General features: G+C 63.6%; 9 protein-coding genes. 4 read left to right on the top strand and 5 right to left on the bottom strand.

All coding sequences use genetic code 11. From position 1 onward, the window contains the following. The first annotated feature begins 220 nt into the window (after positions 1-220). Positions 221-2,644: a membrane-bound PQQ-dependent dehydrogenase, glucose/quinate/shikimate family gene (locus tag CSQ91_RS01155; RefSeq protein ID WP_099388518.1), complete on the top strand. Its 2,424-nt coding sequence runs from the start codon at positions 221-223 to the stop codon at positions 2,642-2,644. 105 nt (positions 2,645-2,749) lie between these two features. Here the strand turns inward: CSQ91_RS01155 and CSQ91_RS01150 are convergent, their stop codons facing one another. Genes CSQ91_RS01150 through hemC form a run of 4 tightly spaced genes read right to left on the bottom strand, consistent with a single transcriptional unit; the run spans position 2,750 to position 6,896 of the window. Beyond that, positions 2,750-3,946: a heme biosynthesis protein HemY gene (locus tag CSQ91_RS01150; protein WP_071653290.1), complete on the bottom strand. Its 1,197-nt coding sequence runs from the start codon at positions 3,944-3,946 to the stop codon at positions 2,750-2,752. A gap of 4 nt (positions 3,947-3,950) precedes the next feature. Next, on the bottom strand, positions 3,951-5,099 hold the full coding sequence (locus tag CSQ91_RS01145; RefSeq protein ID WP_034786161.1) for a uroporphyrinogen-III C-methyltransferase: 1,149 nt from the start codon (positions 5,097-5,099) through the stop codon (positions 3,951-3,953). Beyond that, the gene (locus CSQ91_RS01140) at positions 5,096-5,878 is read right to left on the bottom strand and encodes a uroporphyrinogen-III synthase (RefSeq protein ID WP_099388517.1); all 783 of its coding nucleotides are present in this window, start codon (positions 5,876-5,878) and stop codon (positions 5,096-5,098) included. Before CSQ91_RS01140 ends, CSQ91_RS01145 begins: the two co-directional genes overlap by 4 nt. Continuing rightward, positions 5,871-6,896, bottom strand: a complete 1,026-nt coding sequence (gene hemC, locus CSQ91_RS01135) for a hydroxymethylbilane synthase (RefSeq protein WP_257217186.1) — start codon at positions 6,894-6,896, stop codon at positions 5,871-5,873. The genes CSQ91_RS01140 and hemC overlap by 8 nt, the downstream gene beginning before the upstream one ends. Before the next feature lie 243 nt (positions 6,897-7,139). Between hemC and ppc the strand changes: the two genes are divergently transcribed. From ppc to CSQ91_RS01120, 3 genes are all read left to right on the top strand, one after another. Then, the gene (gene ppc / locus CSQ91_RS01130) at positions 7,140-9,980 is read left to right on the top strand and encodes a phosphoenolpyruvate carboxylase (protein WP_070278703.1); all 2,841 of its coding nucleotides are present in this window, start codon (positions 7,140-7,142) and stop codon (positions 9,978-9,980) included. Positions 9,981-10,157: 177 nt separating this feature from the next. After that, entirely contained in the window at positions 10,158-11,954 is a 1,797-nt protein-coding gene (locus CSQ91_RS01125; RefSeq protein WP_070278701.1) for a PAS domain-containing sensor histidine kinase, read from the top strand. Between the two features lie 55 nt (positions 11,955-12,009). Beyond that, on the top strand, positions 12,010-13,152 hold the full coding sequence (locus CSQ91_RS01120; RefSeq protein ID WP_099387143.1) for an HAF repeat-containing protein: 1,143 nt from the start codon (positions 12,010-12,012) through the stop codon (positions 13,150-13,152). Positions 13,153-13,218: 66 nt separating this feature from the next. Here CSQ91_RS01120 and rpoD read toward each other — a convergent pair whose 3' ends face one another. Then, positions 13,219-15,777 (bottom strand): RNA polymerase sigma factor RpoD, encoded by a 2,559-nt coding sequence (gene rpoD / locus CSQ91_RS01115; RefSeq protein WP_099387142.1) that lies wholly within the window; start codon positions 15,775-15,777, stop codon positions 13,219-13,221. Between the last annotated feature and the right edge of the window lie 420 nt (positions 15,778-16,197).

The following is a 16,197-nucleotide window of genomic DNA, read 5'->3' as shown; positions in this document are numbered from 1 at the left end:
AACCGTTATCCAGCATAATATTTGTTCTTATTTGAAGTGTTTATTTGATTCAAACAAGAGCCCCGCCAAAAAATGGCACTACCGGAAGACAATCATCAATTCTGATAAACTATCACATTCTGGTGATTCCAAACTTTGTATATTCTGCAATCGACGCCTTCCCTGAAATCAATATGGCGCAGCAACGCGCCACCGATAAATCCTTGCAAAAAGGAATATGATGATTCCCTCTTTCCGGCCCGGTCCTTTATTAAAGGTCACCGGCGTTATTTTCATTCTGTTTGGCCTCGCCCTGCTGGGCGGCGGCATCTGGCTGGCCACGCTTGGCGGCTCCTGGTACTACTTGCTGGCCGGCATAGGCATGCTGGTCGCAGGCGTGCTCGTCTTCAAAGGCAAGCGCAGCGCGCAACCGTTCATGGCGCTGCTGCTGACCGCCACCCTCATCTGGTCCGTCATTGAAGTGAAATTCGACTGGTGGCAATTGCTGCCGCGCCTCGATATCTGGTTTGCCGCCGCCGTCTGGCTGCTGCTGCCCTTCGTCAGCCGCCGCCTGGCGCCACCCGCCGCAGCAAAACAGGGGCAGGCGGGCAGGACGGCCCTCTCCGCCGCCGTGGCCCTGACCGTCATCGCCGGCGTCATCGCCCTGTTCCAGGATTACCATGACCTGCATGGCGACGTGCCTGCCGAAAACATGGCCGCCACCGCCAGCGGCGATCTGTCGCCCGGCGTCGAGCACAACGACTGGTCCGCGTATGGCCGCTCCGGCTATGGCGACCGCTACGCACCCGCCGCGCAGATCACGCCGGCGAATATTTCCGGCTTGAAAGAGGCCTGGACCTACCACACGGGCGACTTCAAGGGTCCGAACGACCCGGGCGAGATCGCCAACGAAGTCACGCCGCTGAAGGTCAATGACATGCTGTACCTGTGCACGCCGCACAATATCGTCATCGCCCTGAACCCGGACACGGGCAAGGAAATCTGGCGCCACGATCCGAAGATCAACCGCGACGCGGCCAGCTACCAGCACATGATCTGCCGTGGCGTGGCGTACTGGGACGTCAACGCGGGCCGCGCGAAGAACAATCCCGCCCCTGAAGCTGCCAGCATGGAATGTCCGCGCCGCATCCTGGCGCCGACCATGGACGGCACCATGATCGCCGTCAATGCCGATACGGGCGAGTCGTGCAAGAGCTTTGGCAACAACGGCGTCGTCAACCTGTATAAAAACATGGCCATGATCAAGCGCGGTTTCCTGATGCCAACGTCGCCGCCGGCCGTATCGCAGAAAATGGCCGTGATCGCCGCCAGCGTGACGGACAACCATTCGACGGAAGAGCCATCGGGCGTGATCCGAGGCTACGATCCCGTCACCGGCAAGCTGATGTGGAACTGGGACCCGGCCACGCCGGAAGATACGGCGCCCTTCCCTGAAGGCAAGAACTACACCAACAACTCGCCCAATTCGTGGGGCGTGGCCAGCATCGATGAAAAGCTGGGCATGGTGTACATTCCGATGGGCAATGAAACGCCCGACACCTGGGGCGGCAACCGCAACAAGAATGGCGAGAAATTCAACAGCGCCATCGTCGCGCTGGACCTGGCGACGGGCAAAGTACGCTGGGTGTACCAGACCGTCCACCACGATATCTGGGACATGGATATCGGCGGCCAACCGTCGCTGGTCGACATCGACACGCCCAAAGGCAAGGTGCCATCCGTCGTGGCTACAACAAAACGCGGCGACATCTATGTGATCGACCGCCGCGACGGCAGCCTGGTCGTGCCGGCGCCGGAAAAACCCGTGCCGACGAGCAATCCAGCTGCCGGCGACACCCTGTCGCCCACGCAGCCGTTCTCGGCCCTGACGTTCTTGCCTGAGCGCAATATCAGCGAAGCGGACATGTGGGGCACGACGCCGTTCGACCAGCTCGCTTGCCGCATCATCTTCAAGGAACGCCGCTATGAGGGCCCGTTCACGCCGCAAACGGCCGGCAAGGGCGCCGTCATCTCGCCGGGCCCGCTCGGCATCTTCGAATGGGGTGGCGCGGCCATCGACCCCGTGCGCCAGTTGTTGATCGTCAACCCTGACTACATGGGCTTCCTGGAAAAACTCGTGCCGCGCGCGGAAACGACGGCCAAGGGCGGCACGGGCGGCGAAATGGGCTTGCAGCCGCAGACGGGCGTCCCGTTCGCCGTGGAAATCAAGGCATTCCTGTCCCCGCTGGGCTTCCCATGCCAGGCACCGCCGTGGGGCTATGTGGCCGCCGTCGACTTGCGCACCATGAAAAAAGTGTGGATGCACAAGAACGGCACCACGCGCGACAGCGGCCCCGTGCCGATTCCCTTGCCACTGGGCGTGCCCAGCCTGGGCGGCATGGTCACCACCGGTGGCGGCGTGACCTTCCTCAGCAGCACGCTCGACTACTACATCCGCGGCTACGACGTCAGCAACGGTAAAGTAATCTGGAAAGCCCGCCTGCCGGCCGGCGGCCAGGCTACGCCGATGAGCTACGTGTCGAACAAGTCGGGACGCCAGTTCGTCGTCGTCATGGCCGGCGGCCACGGTTCGCTGGGCACGAAGATGAGCGACACCCTGGTCGCATATGCCTTGCCGGAAGGCACTGCGGTAGCGAAGAAGTAAGTTAGCCAGGTAGCAGCGCACTCCGCCATGGGGTGCGCACAAAGAAAAAGCCGTTCAGTCTGCACTGAACGGCTTTTTTACGTCCGAGGAAATGATCTACTAGGCTTACAGGATGGTCGCCAGCGCGCACTGCCGGTAATGCGCTGCAGCCTGTTCCGTCTGCTGCAAGGCGTCGTGCATCTGCGCCAGCTTCAGGTGGGCGTCGCGCACCATCTGCGGCTCGTTCGCGTCGGACAAGGCCTGCTCCAGGTGGCGCTGGGCCTTGCCCCACAGTTTTTGCTTGAGGCACAGGGTGCCCAGGGTCAGCGCCAGTTCCGCATCCAGCGGACGCTGTTTCATCCATTGCTCGCAATGCTCGATCTGCAGCAGCAGGGCCGGCGTGCCGCTCGGGGCCGCCGCTTCGCGGTAGGCGCGCACGACGCGCTCGTCCCAGTCGGCGGCCAGCGACTCTTCGCACACGAGGCGCGCTTCGTCGTGCAAGCCGCGCGCATTCAGGGCCGTGGCGGCGCGGCAGGCGATATACGGCTTGACCCGGTCCGCGCTCGGCACGGTGGACCACACGCGCATCAGCGATTCGGCGTCATGCGACGGGTCGGACAGCAAATGGTCGTAAGCCAGTTCGCGCAGGCGCGACGACAGGGCCGGATGCAGGGCGCGGTGCTTGTCGAGCGAACGCACGAGGCGCAGCACTTCCGGCCAGTTCTTCGCCTGCTGCTCGGCCTTGAGCGACCATTGCAGCGCGTGGATATGGCGCGTGCCGCTGGCATTGAGTTCGCGCACGGCGGCTAGTGCCGCTTCCGGCTGGTGGTCGTCGACCAGCAATTCCGTCACCGTCATCAGCCGCGCCGTCTTCAGGCTGGCATCGCCTTCGACGCGGGACAGCCAGCTGTCGCGGCGTTCGGACTGGCGCATGCGGTGCGCGGCGCGCGCGCCGATCAGCGCGGCCAGGCCGGCGTTTTCTTCCAGCTCGGCGGCGCGCAAGGCAGCCTTCTCGGCATGGCCGAAACGGCCTTCGAACAGGGCTTTCAAGGCTTCGCGCAAGCCCTTGTTGCCGTCGCGCTCACGCTTGCGCTGGCGATAGGCCGCCACTTGCGCCGGCATGCGCACGGTGGCGCGCACGGCGCGCACCAGCAGGTACAGCAGCACGAACAGCACGACCTGCAGCAGCAGGAAGAAGTTCAGCGACAAGTCGATGCGGTACGGCGGATAGAACAGCACCACGTTGCCGGGATTGAAACGGGCCGTCACGGCGATACCGATCGCCGCGGCCATCAGGGCGAGTAACCAGAGAAATAGACGCATGGGCTCAGGACTTCGCTTTGTAGTTGCGCACAGCCGTCAAGCTGTCGGACAAGGTTGGCATCTCGATGGCCAGGTTGCTGCCCTGCACCTGGCGCAGCAGGGCTTGCGCCGTCTGCGTGCTCTTGGCGCGGGTGTCGAAATACTTGGCCAGCGCGTCCTGCGCCGCGATCAAGTCGTTGCGGAAGGCCGTTTCATTGCGCGACAACAAGGCCATGCGGGCATTGAGCAGGCGCAGCTTGACGTTTTCACGCAAGAAATATGATTGCGTCGGCGACAGCATCAGCGCTTCCGGCGTATCGACGCGGCGGATGCGGATCAATTGACGCACGTCGGCCCACATGTCGCCGCTCCAGGTATTCCAGCCGTCGCGCACTTTTTGCAGCAGCGGTTCCGGCGCAGGCGGTCCCATCAGCTTGCCGCTCGCATCGCGCACGGGCTTGGCCTTGCCCGGTTTTTCCGGCGCGGCCGGCAAGGCCGGCGTTTCGTCGGACAGCATCGGCAGGGAGTCGACCTGGGCGATCACGGCATCGAGGCGCAGGGCCACGCCCGTCGAATCGACGCTGGGCAGGGCCTTGAGTTTTTCCATGTCGCGCCCGATGGCGCGGCGGATGGTGATGAATTGCGGCTTGTCGGAACGCGACAGGCTGCGGTCCGCGTTTTGCAGGGCGATCAGCGCGCCGGGCACGTTGCCGGCCAGCTGCAGCTGCTGGCTGGCCGTCGACAGCACTTGCTCGATTTCCGTCAGCGCCCACTCGTCGCGGTTCTTCGACAAGTCGTTGTACAGTTGTTCCAGGGCCAGCTGCTGGCTTTGCGTTTCGCTCTGGCGGTTTTCCAGCGCGCCCACCTTGATTTCCAGCTCTTTCGTGCCTTCTTGCACGTTGCGCGCCAGCACGCCCGTTTCGGCGTTGCTGACATCGCCCTTTTGCAGGCGCTTGGCCACTTCTTCGCGCAGGTTGCGGATCTGCTTGCTGGTCGACCAGCTTTGCGCAGCCAGCAGCACGGCCAGCACGATGACGGCGATGCTCATGGGCTTTTGCAGCTGTTCGAGCAGGGTCGGCGCGCGGCCGGCAGGTTGGTCGGCCGCCTGCGGCGCCGTCTTCACGGCGCTGCCAGGCGTTGCATTCGGTTCGGAGAGTGTAGGCATTTCGTTCATGGTCGTGATTGTAACGCGGCGAGCACTCCTGCGTCGCCTGATCCTGTCAAGGTGACACGGGCAAAACCCAGGGCCGCCGCCGTTTGTGCAATGCGGGCGTGCGGCACGATCAGATGCTGCTGTTGCATTTTCACAACAACTGTCTTTTCAGCATCCATTTCGCCCAGCAGCGCCAGCAGACCGCGCAGCGCTTCCGAGCTGGTGATGATCCAGTCATTATTATGCTGCAACAGATTTTCCAGGGTCGCCCGCAAGGCTGGCGTCAGCCTTGGCACCTTGCGGCGGTAGGCCGTGACGAACTCGACTGCGGCGCCCGCGGCGCGCAAGCCGTCGGCCAGATAATCGCGTCCGCCATCGCCGCGCACGATCAGCACGCGCTTGCCGCGCAGGGCCGGCAAGTCCAGCGCCAGCAACAGATGTTCGGAATCGCTGCGCGCCGTATCGAGCGGACTCGTGATGGTCGCGTTGGCGTCCGTCACCCCATGCGCGCCCAATGCCATCCTGCTGCCCTCGCCCACCACGGCCAGCGGCAGGCCGGGCGGCCAGGCGGGCAAGTGCGCAAAGACGCAGTCGATGGCGTTGGGCGAGACGAACGCCACCAGGTCATATTCGGCCAGGCGCGCCAGCACGGCTTGCAGCTGCGCGCATTCCTCTGCGCCGTCAAGCGCATGGATTTCCAGCAGCGGCAGCAGTTGCACGGACAAGCCCAGCGCCGCGATTTTGGCGGCCAGCGGCCCCGCTTGCGCCGCGGGCCGCGTGATCACCACGGTGTCAGGCATGCGGCGCCAGGCCTTCATGGTTGTCGGGTGTGACGGCGCACGAGGCGAGGATGCCGGCGGCATCTTGCCCGCGCAGCAGTTCGGCCACCTGCTCGCCCAGCTGTTCCGGCGCACCGGCCGGGCCACTGACGTCGGCGCTGGCCATGCGCGCGCCGTCCGGCGTGGCGACCATGGCGCGCAAGCGCATGTTGCCACCGTCGACTGTCGCGAACGCGGCCAGCGGAATCTGGCAGCTGCCGCCGAAGATCTTCGACACCTTGCGCTCGGCCGTGACGGCTTGCGCCGTATCGGTGTGGTTCAGCGGCGCCAGCAGGCGCACCAGGTCGGCGCCGTCCGCGCGCCCGCTGCGGATTTCGATCGCCATGGCGCCCTGGCCGGCGGCCGGCAGGCTGTCTTCCGGCGCCAGCACGGCGCGGATGCGCGACGCCAGGCCCAGGCGTTTCAAGCCGGCGGCGGCCAGGATGATGGCCGCGTAGTCGCCACGGTCCAGCTTGCCCAAACGCGTATCGAGGTTGCCGCGCAGCGGTAAAATCGTCAGGTGCGGATAGCGCGCGGCGATCAGCGACTGGCGGCGCAGGCTGCTGGTGCCGACGACGGCGCCATGCGGCAGCTCGGCCAGGCTGGCGTAGTCGTTCGAGACGAACGCATCGCGCGGGTCTTCGCGTTCGAGGATGGCAGCCAGGGCAAAGCCTTCCGGCAACTCCATCGGCACGTCTTTCAGCGAATGCACGGCCAGGTCGGCGCGGCCTTCTTCCATCGCCACTTCCAGCTCCTTGACGAACAGGCCCTTGCCGCCTACCTTGGACAGGGCGCGGTCCAGAATCTGGTCGCCGCGTGTGGTCATGCCGAGAATTTCAACGCTACACTGCGGATACAGGGCGGCCAGGCGGGCGCGCACGTGTTCAGCTTGCCACATGGCAAGACGGCTCTCGCGCGTGGCGATCACCAGGCGGGCGGGAATCTTCGGCGTCAATTCGTTCACGGGCAATTCATTCGGGGTCAATTCGGATGCTTTCAAAACAAGTTCTTTCGCTGTGGCTGTCGTTGTCATTATCGTTGCCATTTGGCCCGTCCGATATCAATTTGTATCGAAAAGGCGCCTGGCGTCGCTATAATCGTTATCCCTTGGCCTAGAAGGCCAAGTCAGGCTAGCGTCCATGTTGAAGACCACAAATTTTATCATGCGCCCCCTCCCCTCTGCGGCCAAACGCCCGGTGCGATCCACATTCCCTTGCTTTTACACTTACTTTGGTTCTTTATTATGCTCAATGACGCAGTAGCACCAGAAATAGTTCCAGCGGCCGGCTCCGACAAGGACGCGCCACTGAAAGAAGACATCCGCCTGCTGGGCCGCCTGCTGGGCGACGTGCTGCGCGAACAGGAAGGCGACGCCGTCTTCAATGTGGTGGAAACCATACGCCAGACTTCCGTGCGCTTTCGCCGCGAAGCGGACGCGGGCGCCGCGCTGGAACTCGACGCCATGCTCAAGGAACTGAGCCGCGAACAGACGATTTCCGTCGTGCGCGCCTTTTCCTACTTTTCGCACCTGGCCAACATTGCGGAAGACCAGCACCACATCCGCCGCCGACGCGCCCATTTGCTGGCCGGCTCGCCGGCGCAAAAGGGCAGCGTCAGCTTCGCGCTGAAAAAACTGCGCGCCGCCGGCGTGCCGCGCAAGACCGTCGACACCTTCTTCCAGGACGCCCTGATCGCCCCCGTGCTGACGGCCCACCCGACGGAAGTGCAGCGCAAGAGCATCCTCGACGCCGAGCACGACATCGCCCGCCTGCTGGCCGAGCGCGACTTGCCGCAGACGCCGAAAGAGCGGCACGCCAACATGCAGCTGCTGCGCTCGCGCGTGGCCACCCTGTGGCAGACGCGCATGCTGCGCTATTCGAAGCTGACGGTGGCCGACGAAATCGAAAACGCCCTGTCCTACTACCGCATCACCTTCCTGCGCGAACTGCCGGGCCTGTATGACGATATCGAGGACGACATCGCCGCCGAGTACCCGAACGGCAATGGCACCATCGAACCGATCAATGCCGCCTACGTACAGATGGGCAGCTGGATCGGCGGCGACCGCGACGGCAATCCGAACGTCAACGCGGGCACCATGCAGCACGCGCTGGCGCGCCACGCCACCACCATCCTCGACTTTTACCTCGACGAAGTGCACGCGCTGGGCGCGGAATTGTCCGTCTCGACCCTGATGGTGGGCGTGAGCGGCGAACTGCAGGCGCTGGCCGACCAGTCTCCGGACGCCTCGCCGCACCGCAGCGACGAACCGTACCGCCGCGCCCTGATCGGCATCTATGCGCGCCTGGCCGCCACGGCCCGCGCCCTGGGCGCCACCAACATCCTGCGCAAGGAGGTGGGCGCCGCAGCCGCCTACCCTGACGCGGCCGCCTTTGTGGCCGACTTGCGCACCATCGTCGCCTCGCTCGAGTCCCACCACGGCGCCGCCCTCGTGCGCCCGCGCCTGGCCACCCTGGCGCGCGCGGCCGACATCTTCGGTTTCCACCTGGCCTCGCTCGACATGCGCCAGACCTCAGACGTGCACGAACGCGTACTGGCCGACCTGTTCGCGAAAAGCGGCGTGGCCGCCGATTACGCGGCCCTGTCCGAGGAAGATAAGCAAGCGCTGCTGCTGAACGAACTGGCCCAGCCGCGTTTGTTGTACTCGCCCTACATCAGCTACGCTGCGGAAACGGATTCCGAGCTGGCGATTCTGCGCGCGGCGCGCGACATCCGCCAGCGCTACGGCGCGCGAGCCATCCGCAACTACATCATCTCGCACACGGAAACCGTGTCCGACTTGCTGGAAGTATTGCTGCTGCAAAAGGAAACCGGCTTGCTGCGCACCGACTGGCAAACTGGCGACAGCACCTGCGAGCTGATGGTCATCCCCCTGTTCGAAACGATACCCGACCTGCAGCGCGCGGCCGGCATCATGAGCCAGGTCATGGCCTTGCCCTTGGTCAAGCAATTGATCGCCAAGCAGGGCCAGTTGCAGGAAGTCATGCTCGGCTATTCCGATTCGAACAAGGATGGCGGTTTCCTTACCTCCAACTGGGAACTGTACAAGGCGGAACTGGCGCTGGTGTCCGATTTTCAAAAGGCCGGCGTCAAGCTGCGCCTGTTCCATGGCCGCGGCGGCACGGTGGGCCGTGGCGGCGGCCCCAGCTACGAAGCCATCCTGGCCCAGCCGCCGGGCACCGTCAACGGCCAGATCCGCCTGACGGAGCAAGGCGAGATCATCGCCTCGAAGTTTTCCAACGCGGAAATCGGCCGGCGCAACCTGGAATTGCTGGTCGCCGCCACCCTGGAAGCGAGCCTGGCGCCGCAGGAAGCCAATCCGGCCCGCAACAGCCAGCTGGCGCAGTTCGAAGCCGTGATGGCGGAACTGTCGGACCTCGCCTACCACGCCTACCGCCACCTCGTGTATGAAACGCCGGGTTTTACGGAGTATTTCTTCTCGGCTACGCCGATTGCGGAAATCGCCGAACTGAACCTCGGTTCGCGCCCCGCCTCGCGCAAGGCCAACCAGCGCATCGAAGACTTGCGCGCCATTCCCTGGGGCTTTTCCTGGGGCCAGTGCCGCCTGCTGCTGCCGGGCTGGTTCGGCTTTGGCAGCGCCATCGAAGCCTGGATCAGGCAGGCCGACGGCGCCGCGCAGGATGAAAGGATCGCCACCCTGCGCGCCATGCATGCCGAATGGCCATTCTTCGCCACCCTGCTGTCGAACATGGACATGGTGCTGGCCAAGACGGACCTGGCGATTGCCTCGCGCTATGCGGAACTGGTGGCGGACCAGGACTTGCGCGAACGCATCTACAAGCGCATCACGGACGAGCATGGCAACACCTTGCGCTGCCTGGAGCTGATCACCGGCAATACCGAGCGCCTGGCGGGCAATCCCCTGCTGGCCCGCTCGATCCAGAACCGCTTCGCCTATCTCGATCCGCTGAACCACTTGCAAGTGGAATTGATCAAGCGCAACCGCGCCCTGTCGGCGGAAAGCCGGATCGATGAAAGGGTGCACCGCGGCATCCAGCTGTCGATCAATGGCGTGGCGGCCGGCCTGCGCAATACGGGCTGATAGAGTCACATTACCATCGGCAGGCAGGGGCCGGCACCGCAAGGGCCGGCCCTTTTGCTTGCTCAATGGAAAAATATTCTCAATAAAACAACATTTGGTATTACACTAGCGTCAGATACTTTTCCCTCTTCGGCGCCAGGCGCACCGCAGCGGCCAACCATGACGCCAGGGACGCGGATGAGCAAATGGTCGATTGAAACGCTGAGTACGGCATGCGCCGCCCTCATCCTGATCATGCTGGGCTGGCTGGCAGGCGCAGCCTGGCAGGCACTCGACTTCTGGGAACATGTCTGGCTGGCCCTGCTGCTGACGGCCGCCGCCTGCATCGCCATGTGGCTGATGCGCACGCTGCGCGCCCACCTGGCCAGCACGCGCCAGCAGCTCGATGCCAGCGCCATGCGCTACCGCGACCTGAGCGAAGCGGCGCAGGACGGCATGTGGCAAACGGACGCGCACGGCCGCATCCTGCACGTCAACCAGCGCCTGTGCGACATGCTGGGCCTCCCCGCCGAGCTGCTGCTGGACCATACCATGGAGGAATTCCACGACGAGGCTACCTTGCTGCGCCTGTGTCCGCTGCGCCAGACAGCCACGGATAGCTGCATGGGAGAACTGCATTACCGGCACAGCGATGGCTCGGAACGCTGGGCCATGATCAGCGGCCGCTGCCTGTACGACCCCCAAGGCAGCCTGACGGGCGCCCTCGTGCTGGCCAGCGACATCACGGAACACAAGCGGGCCGAACACGCGCTGAGCGTCGCCCATGCGGAACTGGAAAACCGCGTGGCCCTGCGCACGGCCCAGCTGCTCGATGTCAATCTCCAGCTCTCCGCGGAAATCGCCATGCGCGCACAAACGGAAGCGGCACTGGCGCGCAGCGAAGAGCGGCTGCAGGACATCATTTCCATGATGCCCCTGTCGCTGTTCCTGAAAGACGCCGATTCGCGCATGCTGCTGATGAACCAGGCCTGCGAGCAGCAATGGGGCGTGCTATTCCAGGATATCGCCGAGGGACGCGACGTGCAGCACTTTCCCTCGGACCAGACCCAGGCATTCCATGCGGCGGACCAGGAAGCGTTTGCCAGCCGCCAGGTGGTGATCCGCGAAGAATTGGTATGGAATGCGCGGCTGCAGGAAAACCGCCTGCTGCAGACGCATAAAAAACCCATCTTCGACGCGCAAGGCCGGCCGCAGATGATCATCGCCATGGGCATCGACATCACGGAAAGCAAGCGCAACGAGGAGAACCTGCAGCGCACCCTGGCCCAACTGCGCGAACTGACCGACCACCAGCAGACCATCAAGGAAGAGGAAAGGCGGCGCATCGCGCTCGACATTCATGACGACCTGGGCCAGAACCTGATGGTGCTGCGCATCGATGTGTCGCTGCTGCATGCGCGCACGGCCAAGACCCACCCGCGCCTGCACCGCCACGCCCAGCGCGTGCTCGACACCATCGACGCCACCATCCGCTCGGTGCGCACCATCATCAATGACTTGCATCCCAGCACCCTGGAGCTGGGCCTGGGCCCGGCGGCCGAATGGCTGATACGCCAGATGGAAAGCCGCGGCGCCATCCGTTACCAGCTATCGCTCGACAGCGAGGTGCCCGACCTGGGCCTGGACCAGCGCCAGACGTCGGCCATCTTCCGCGTGCTGCAGGAATCGCTGTCGAACATCGTGCGCCACGCCCAGGCCAGCGAAGTGAAGGTGGCGTTGGCGCAGGATACGGACGCCATCGTGCTGCGCATCAGCGACAACGGCATCGGCATGCAGCCGGACGATCACGGCAAGAAGGCCGCCTTCGGCCTGAAAAGCATACGCGAACGCGTCCACGCGCTGGGCGGCGAACTGCGCATCGACAGCCAGGCGGGCCAGGGCACGGTGCTGGCCATCCACCTGCCGCAGGCGAGGAAAGGCGCGCCAGCCGGGCATGATGAAATACAGGAATTATCAAAAACAGTAGCAAATTAAGTATGTATTCTCAACATTAAAAAGTATAGTAAGTTTTTTCTTTGAGGAAACTATCATGCCGCCACGGTTCTCCCGCTTCCACGCCCCACTGCTCGGCCTGTGCCTGCTGGCCGCCGTCCCTACCGCCAGCGCCACCCTCTATGCCGAACGCGGCTTTGGTGAAAGGGATGGCAACGGCAGCATCGCCTCCGACCTGAATCCGGCGGGCCTGGTGGCCGGCATCATCATGGAGCAAGAAGGACGGCGCCGCGCCGTGACGTATCAGCATGGCCGCATCCGCGAGCTGGGCACCCTGGGCGGTGATGAAGGTTTCACCAAGGCCATCAATATTCATGGCGTGGTGGTCGGTTCGGCGCAGACGGCCAGCGGCGCCTGGCACGCCTTTCACTACGACGCGGCGAGCGGCATGCGCGACCTGGGCACCCTGGGCGGCACCAGCAGCTATGCCACGGCCATCGCGCGCGGCGGCCAAGTGGCCGGCTATGCCGATACCAGCGGCGGCGATTTCCACGCTTTTGTCACGAAAGCCGACCACAGCCTGCAAGACCTGGGCACCCTGGGCGGCGCCAGCAGCTATGCCAGCGGCCTGAACAACCATGGCGTGGTGGTGGGCACGGCCCAGCGCGGCGACGGCTTCCGCCGCGCCTTCGTCTACCGCCCCGGCGCGGGCATGCAGGAAATCGGCACCCTGCCCGGCGGGCGCATCAGCTCGGCCACCGCCATCAATGACGCGGGCCTGGTCGTGGGCGCTTCGGAAACGGAGAAGCGCCGCTGGCACGCCTTTGCCTGGGACGGCAAGCGCATGCTCGACCTGGGCGCCCTGATCGGCCAGGGCGACAGCTACGCCACGGCCGTCAACGCGGCCGGACACGTGGTCGGCAGCGTCAGCATCAACGGCTTTGAACCGATGACCTTTGTCTACAAGGATGGCGTGATGACGGTGCGCCGGCGCGACGATGGCCTGTACCTGACCAACAAGATCACGGATGGCGGGCTGGTGGTGGGCGCCATTTATACGGGACATAAATTCCAGGCCTTCGCCGTGCCGTCGCAAGCGTCGCCACCGCCGCCACCGCGCCGCACCCCGCTGGACTGGCTGCTCATCACCTTCATCCTCGGCGCCAGCGGCGTGGCGCTGTACCAGCTGCGGCGCCGTCACCGCGCCGGCGTGTCGGGCCAGCGCATGCATTTCCTGTAAGGCCGCGCGCGGCACGGGCGTAAAAAAAGGAGGCTCACGCCTCCTTTTTTATTGCCTGCTGACTACTTAATTTTGAGTCAAGAAGGTTTTCAGCTTGTCCGAACGCGAAGGCTGGCGCAGCTTGCTCATGGCTTTCGCTTCGATCTGGCGGATACGCTCGCGCGTCACGTCGAACTGCTTGCCCACTTCTTCCAGCGTGTGGTCGTTCGACATTTCCACGCCGTAACGCATACGCAGCACTTTCGCTTCGCGCGGCGTCAGGGAATCGAGTACTTCCTTGATCACGTTGCGCATCGACGCGTGCAGCGCGGCGTCCAGCGGCGCCAGGGTCGTGTTGTCTTCGATGAAGTCGCCCAGTTGCGAATCGCCATCTTCGCCCATCGGCGTTTCCATGGAAATCGGCTCTTTCGCGATCTTCATGATCTCGCGCACCTTGTTTTCCGGCATTTCCATCTTGACGGCCAGGGTCGCCAGGTCCGGCTCGCTGCCTGTTTCCTGCATGATCTGGCGCGAGATGCGGTTCATCTTGTTGATCGTTTCGATCATGTGCACCGGCACGCGGATGGTACGGGCCATGTCGGCGATCGAACGCGTGATGGCCTGGCGGATCCACCAGGTGGCGTAGGTCGAGAACTTGTAGCCGCGGCGGTATTCGAACTTGTCGACGGCCTTCAGCAAGCCGATGTTGCCTTCCTGGATCAGGTCGAGGAATTGCAAGCCGCGGTTGATGTATTTCTTGGCGATCGAGATCACGAGGCGCAAGTTGGCCACCGTCATTTCGCGTTTCGCGTGACGGGCACGCTTTTCGCCGGCAGCCATCTGCTTGTTGATCTTGCGCAAGTCAGCCAGCGGCAAGGCCACGCGGGCTTGCAGGTCGATCATCTTCTTTTGCAGTTCCTTGACGGCGGGCACGTTGCGGCTGAGGATGGCGCTGTACGGATACTTGCAATCGACTTCGCGGTCGACCCATTCCAGATCGCATTCATTGCCCGGGAACACCTTGATGAAGTGGGCGCGCGGCATGCCGCATTTGTTCACGCACAGTTCCAGCACGGCGCGCTCGATATGGCGCACTTCTTCCATCTGGCCGCGCAGGGTGTCGCACAGCTTTTCGACGACCTTGGCCGTGAAGCGGATGCCCAGCAATTCCTGCGAAATGGCTTCCTGCGCCTTGACGTAGGCTTTCGAGTTGTAGCCCTCGGGCGCCTTGCGCATCTTGTCGTACTGCGTCGAAATGACGTTGAATTTCTCCAACGCATTCTTTTTCAGCTGGGCCAGCTGTTCGCTGGAGAAACCGGCCGCGCCGCCATTGGCGTCGCCGTCTTCTTCCTCGGCTTCTTCTTCCTCTTCCTCGTCGTCACCGCTGGCGGCGGCAGGCGCGGGGGCAGCGGCGGGCGCCGGGGCATTGCTTTCGTTCAAGTCGACAAAGCCGTCGACCACTTCATCGACCTTGATTTCGTCGCGCGCGATTTTTTGCGACAGCGCAACGATTTCGCCGATGGTGGTCGGGCAGGCGGAAATCGCCTGGATCATGTCCTTCAGGCCGCCTTCGATGCGCTTGGCGATCTCGATCTCGCCTTCGCGCGTCAGCAGCGCCACGGCGCCCATTTCACGCATGTACATGCGCACGGGGTCGGTGGTGCGGCCGAAGTCGGAGTCGACGGTCGACAGGGCGGTCGCGGCAGCCGCTTCCACTTCATCGTCGCTGGTGACGGTGGCGACGTTGTCAGTCAACAACAGGCTTTCCGCGTCAGGGGCGCGCTCGTAGACGGCGATGCCCATGTCGTTGAAGGTGGCGATGATGCCTTCGATCGCTTCCGGATCGATGATGTTTTCCGGCAATTGGTCATTGATCTCGGCATAGGTCAGGAAACCGCGTTCCTTGCCCATGTTGATCAAGCCCGTGATCTGCTTGCGGCGGCGTTCCAGGTCCGCTGCCGATGCTTCCGGATCGCCCAGTGCGTCCGCCAGGCCGCCCTTGGCCTTGCGGTCGCGCGCTTTCGACACGGCCTTCAGTTCGGCGCGTTCGACGGCGTTCAGCGCTGCCACTTCATCGTTTTCCGGCGTGAATTCGCTCGGTTTGCGGCCACGGCGGCCCGGCACCTTGACGGTGGGCAGGAAGTAATTCGAGGTATCGATGGCGGCCAGGGCATCGGCGTCCGTGGTCTTGCTGACCACTTGCGCGCCGGTGATGATGGTCACGGGCGCCGCTTCAGGCTTGGCGCGCACGACTTTCGAACGGGCTGCCGTCACCACCTTGTTCGTGGCGGCGCTTTCGCTGACCTTGCGCGGCGCGGCCGGGGCCTTGGCGCCGGGAGCGATCTTCACGCTTGGGGTTTTCGCCGGTGCGGCTTCGGCGGCCTCGGCCACGTCGACAACAGCTTCGGCGGCCGGTGCGCTGACGGCCGCTTCCGCAGCCGACTCGGCCGGTGGCACTGCAGCCAGGCGCGAGCGGCTTTTCTTCACCACGGTGACGACGGTCGGCGCCGTCGTGACGGTGGCTTCCGGATTCGCTTGCGCATTATCGATGAAGTAAGATAAAGTCGTTTTGGGTACGGCAAGTGGCGCCGCAGCTGGGCGTGGCGCCTTGGCGGACAACGTTAAAGTTTTTGGCGTATTCTTCATGAGATATCTCTTAATGCGAGACCAGATGGTGTCGGCGCGAAGTGAATGATTCCACCTAAGCCTGCGAAACCGGACTCGATGGAGCGTATTGTTGCGGCTGCCGTGTTAACGGCAGCGGCGCCTGTCTATCGGGACGTTCAAAGCCCGCGCATCCGTCATGGGGAGCGGCGGACCGTACGGCGAGGCCGGAGCCGGGTCAGATAAATAAGCGATGTACATTGCGGAATGAAAAAAAGCCCGTACCAGAACGGGCTTGAATCTATTGTTGTTCAGTGAAGACACAGCGGAGAGCAAGATTATGCACGAAGGCCAGTTATCTGGATAATTGATAAACAAAATATCTGATATCAAAAATATCAATAATCGTGGCCCTGCACCGCACTGCTCCTATCCCCTGCACACCTGAGCCAGACCGTCAAA

The sequence above is a fragment of the Janthinobacterium sp. BJB301 genome, assembly GCF_002735685.1.
Lineage (GTDB): Bacteria > Pseudomonadota > Gammaproteobacteria > Burkholderiales > Burkholderiaceae_D > Janthinobacterium > Janthinobacterium lividum.
This window is presented reverse-complemented; position numbering and strand designations above follow the sequence as displayed.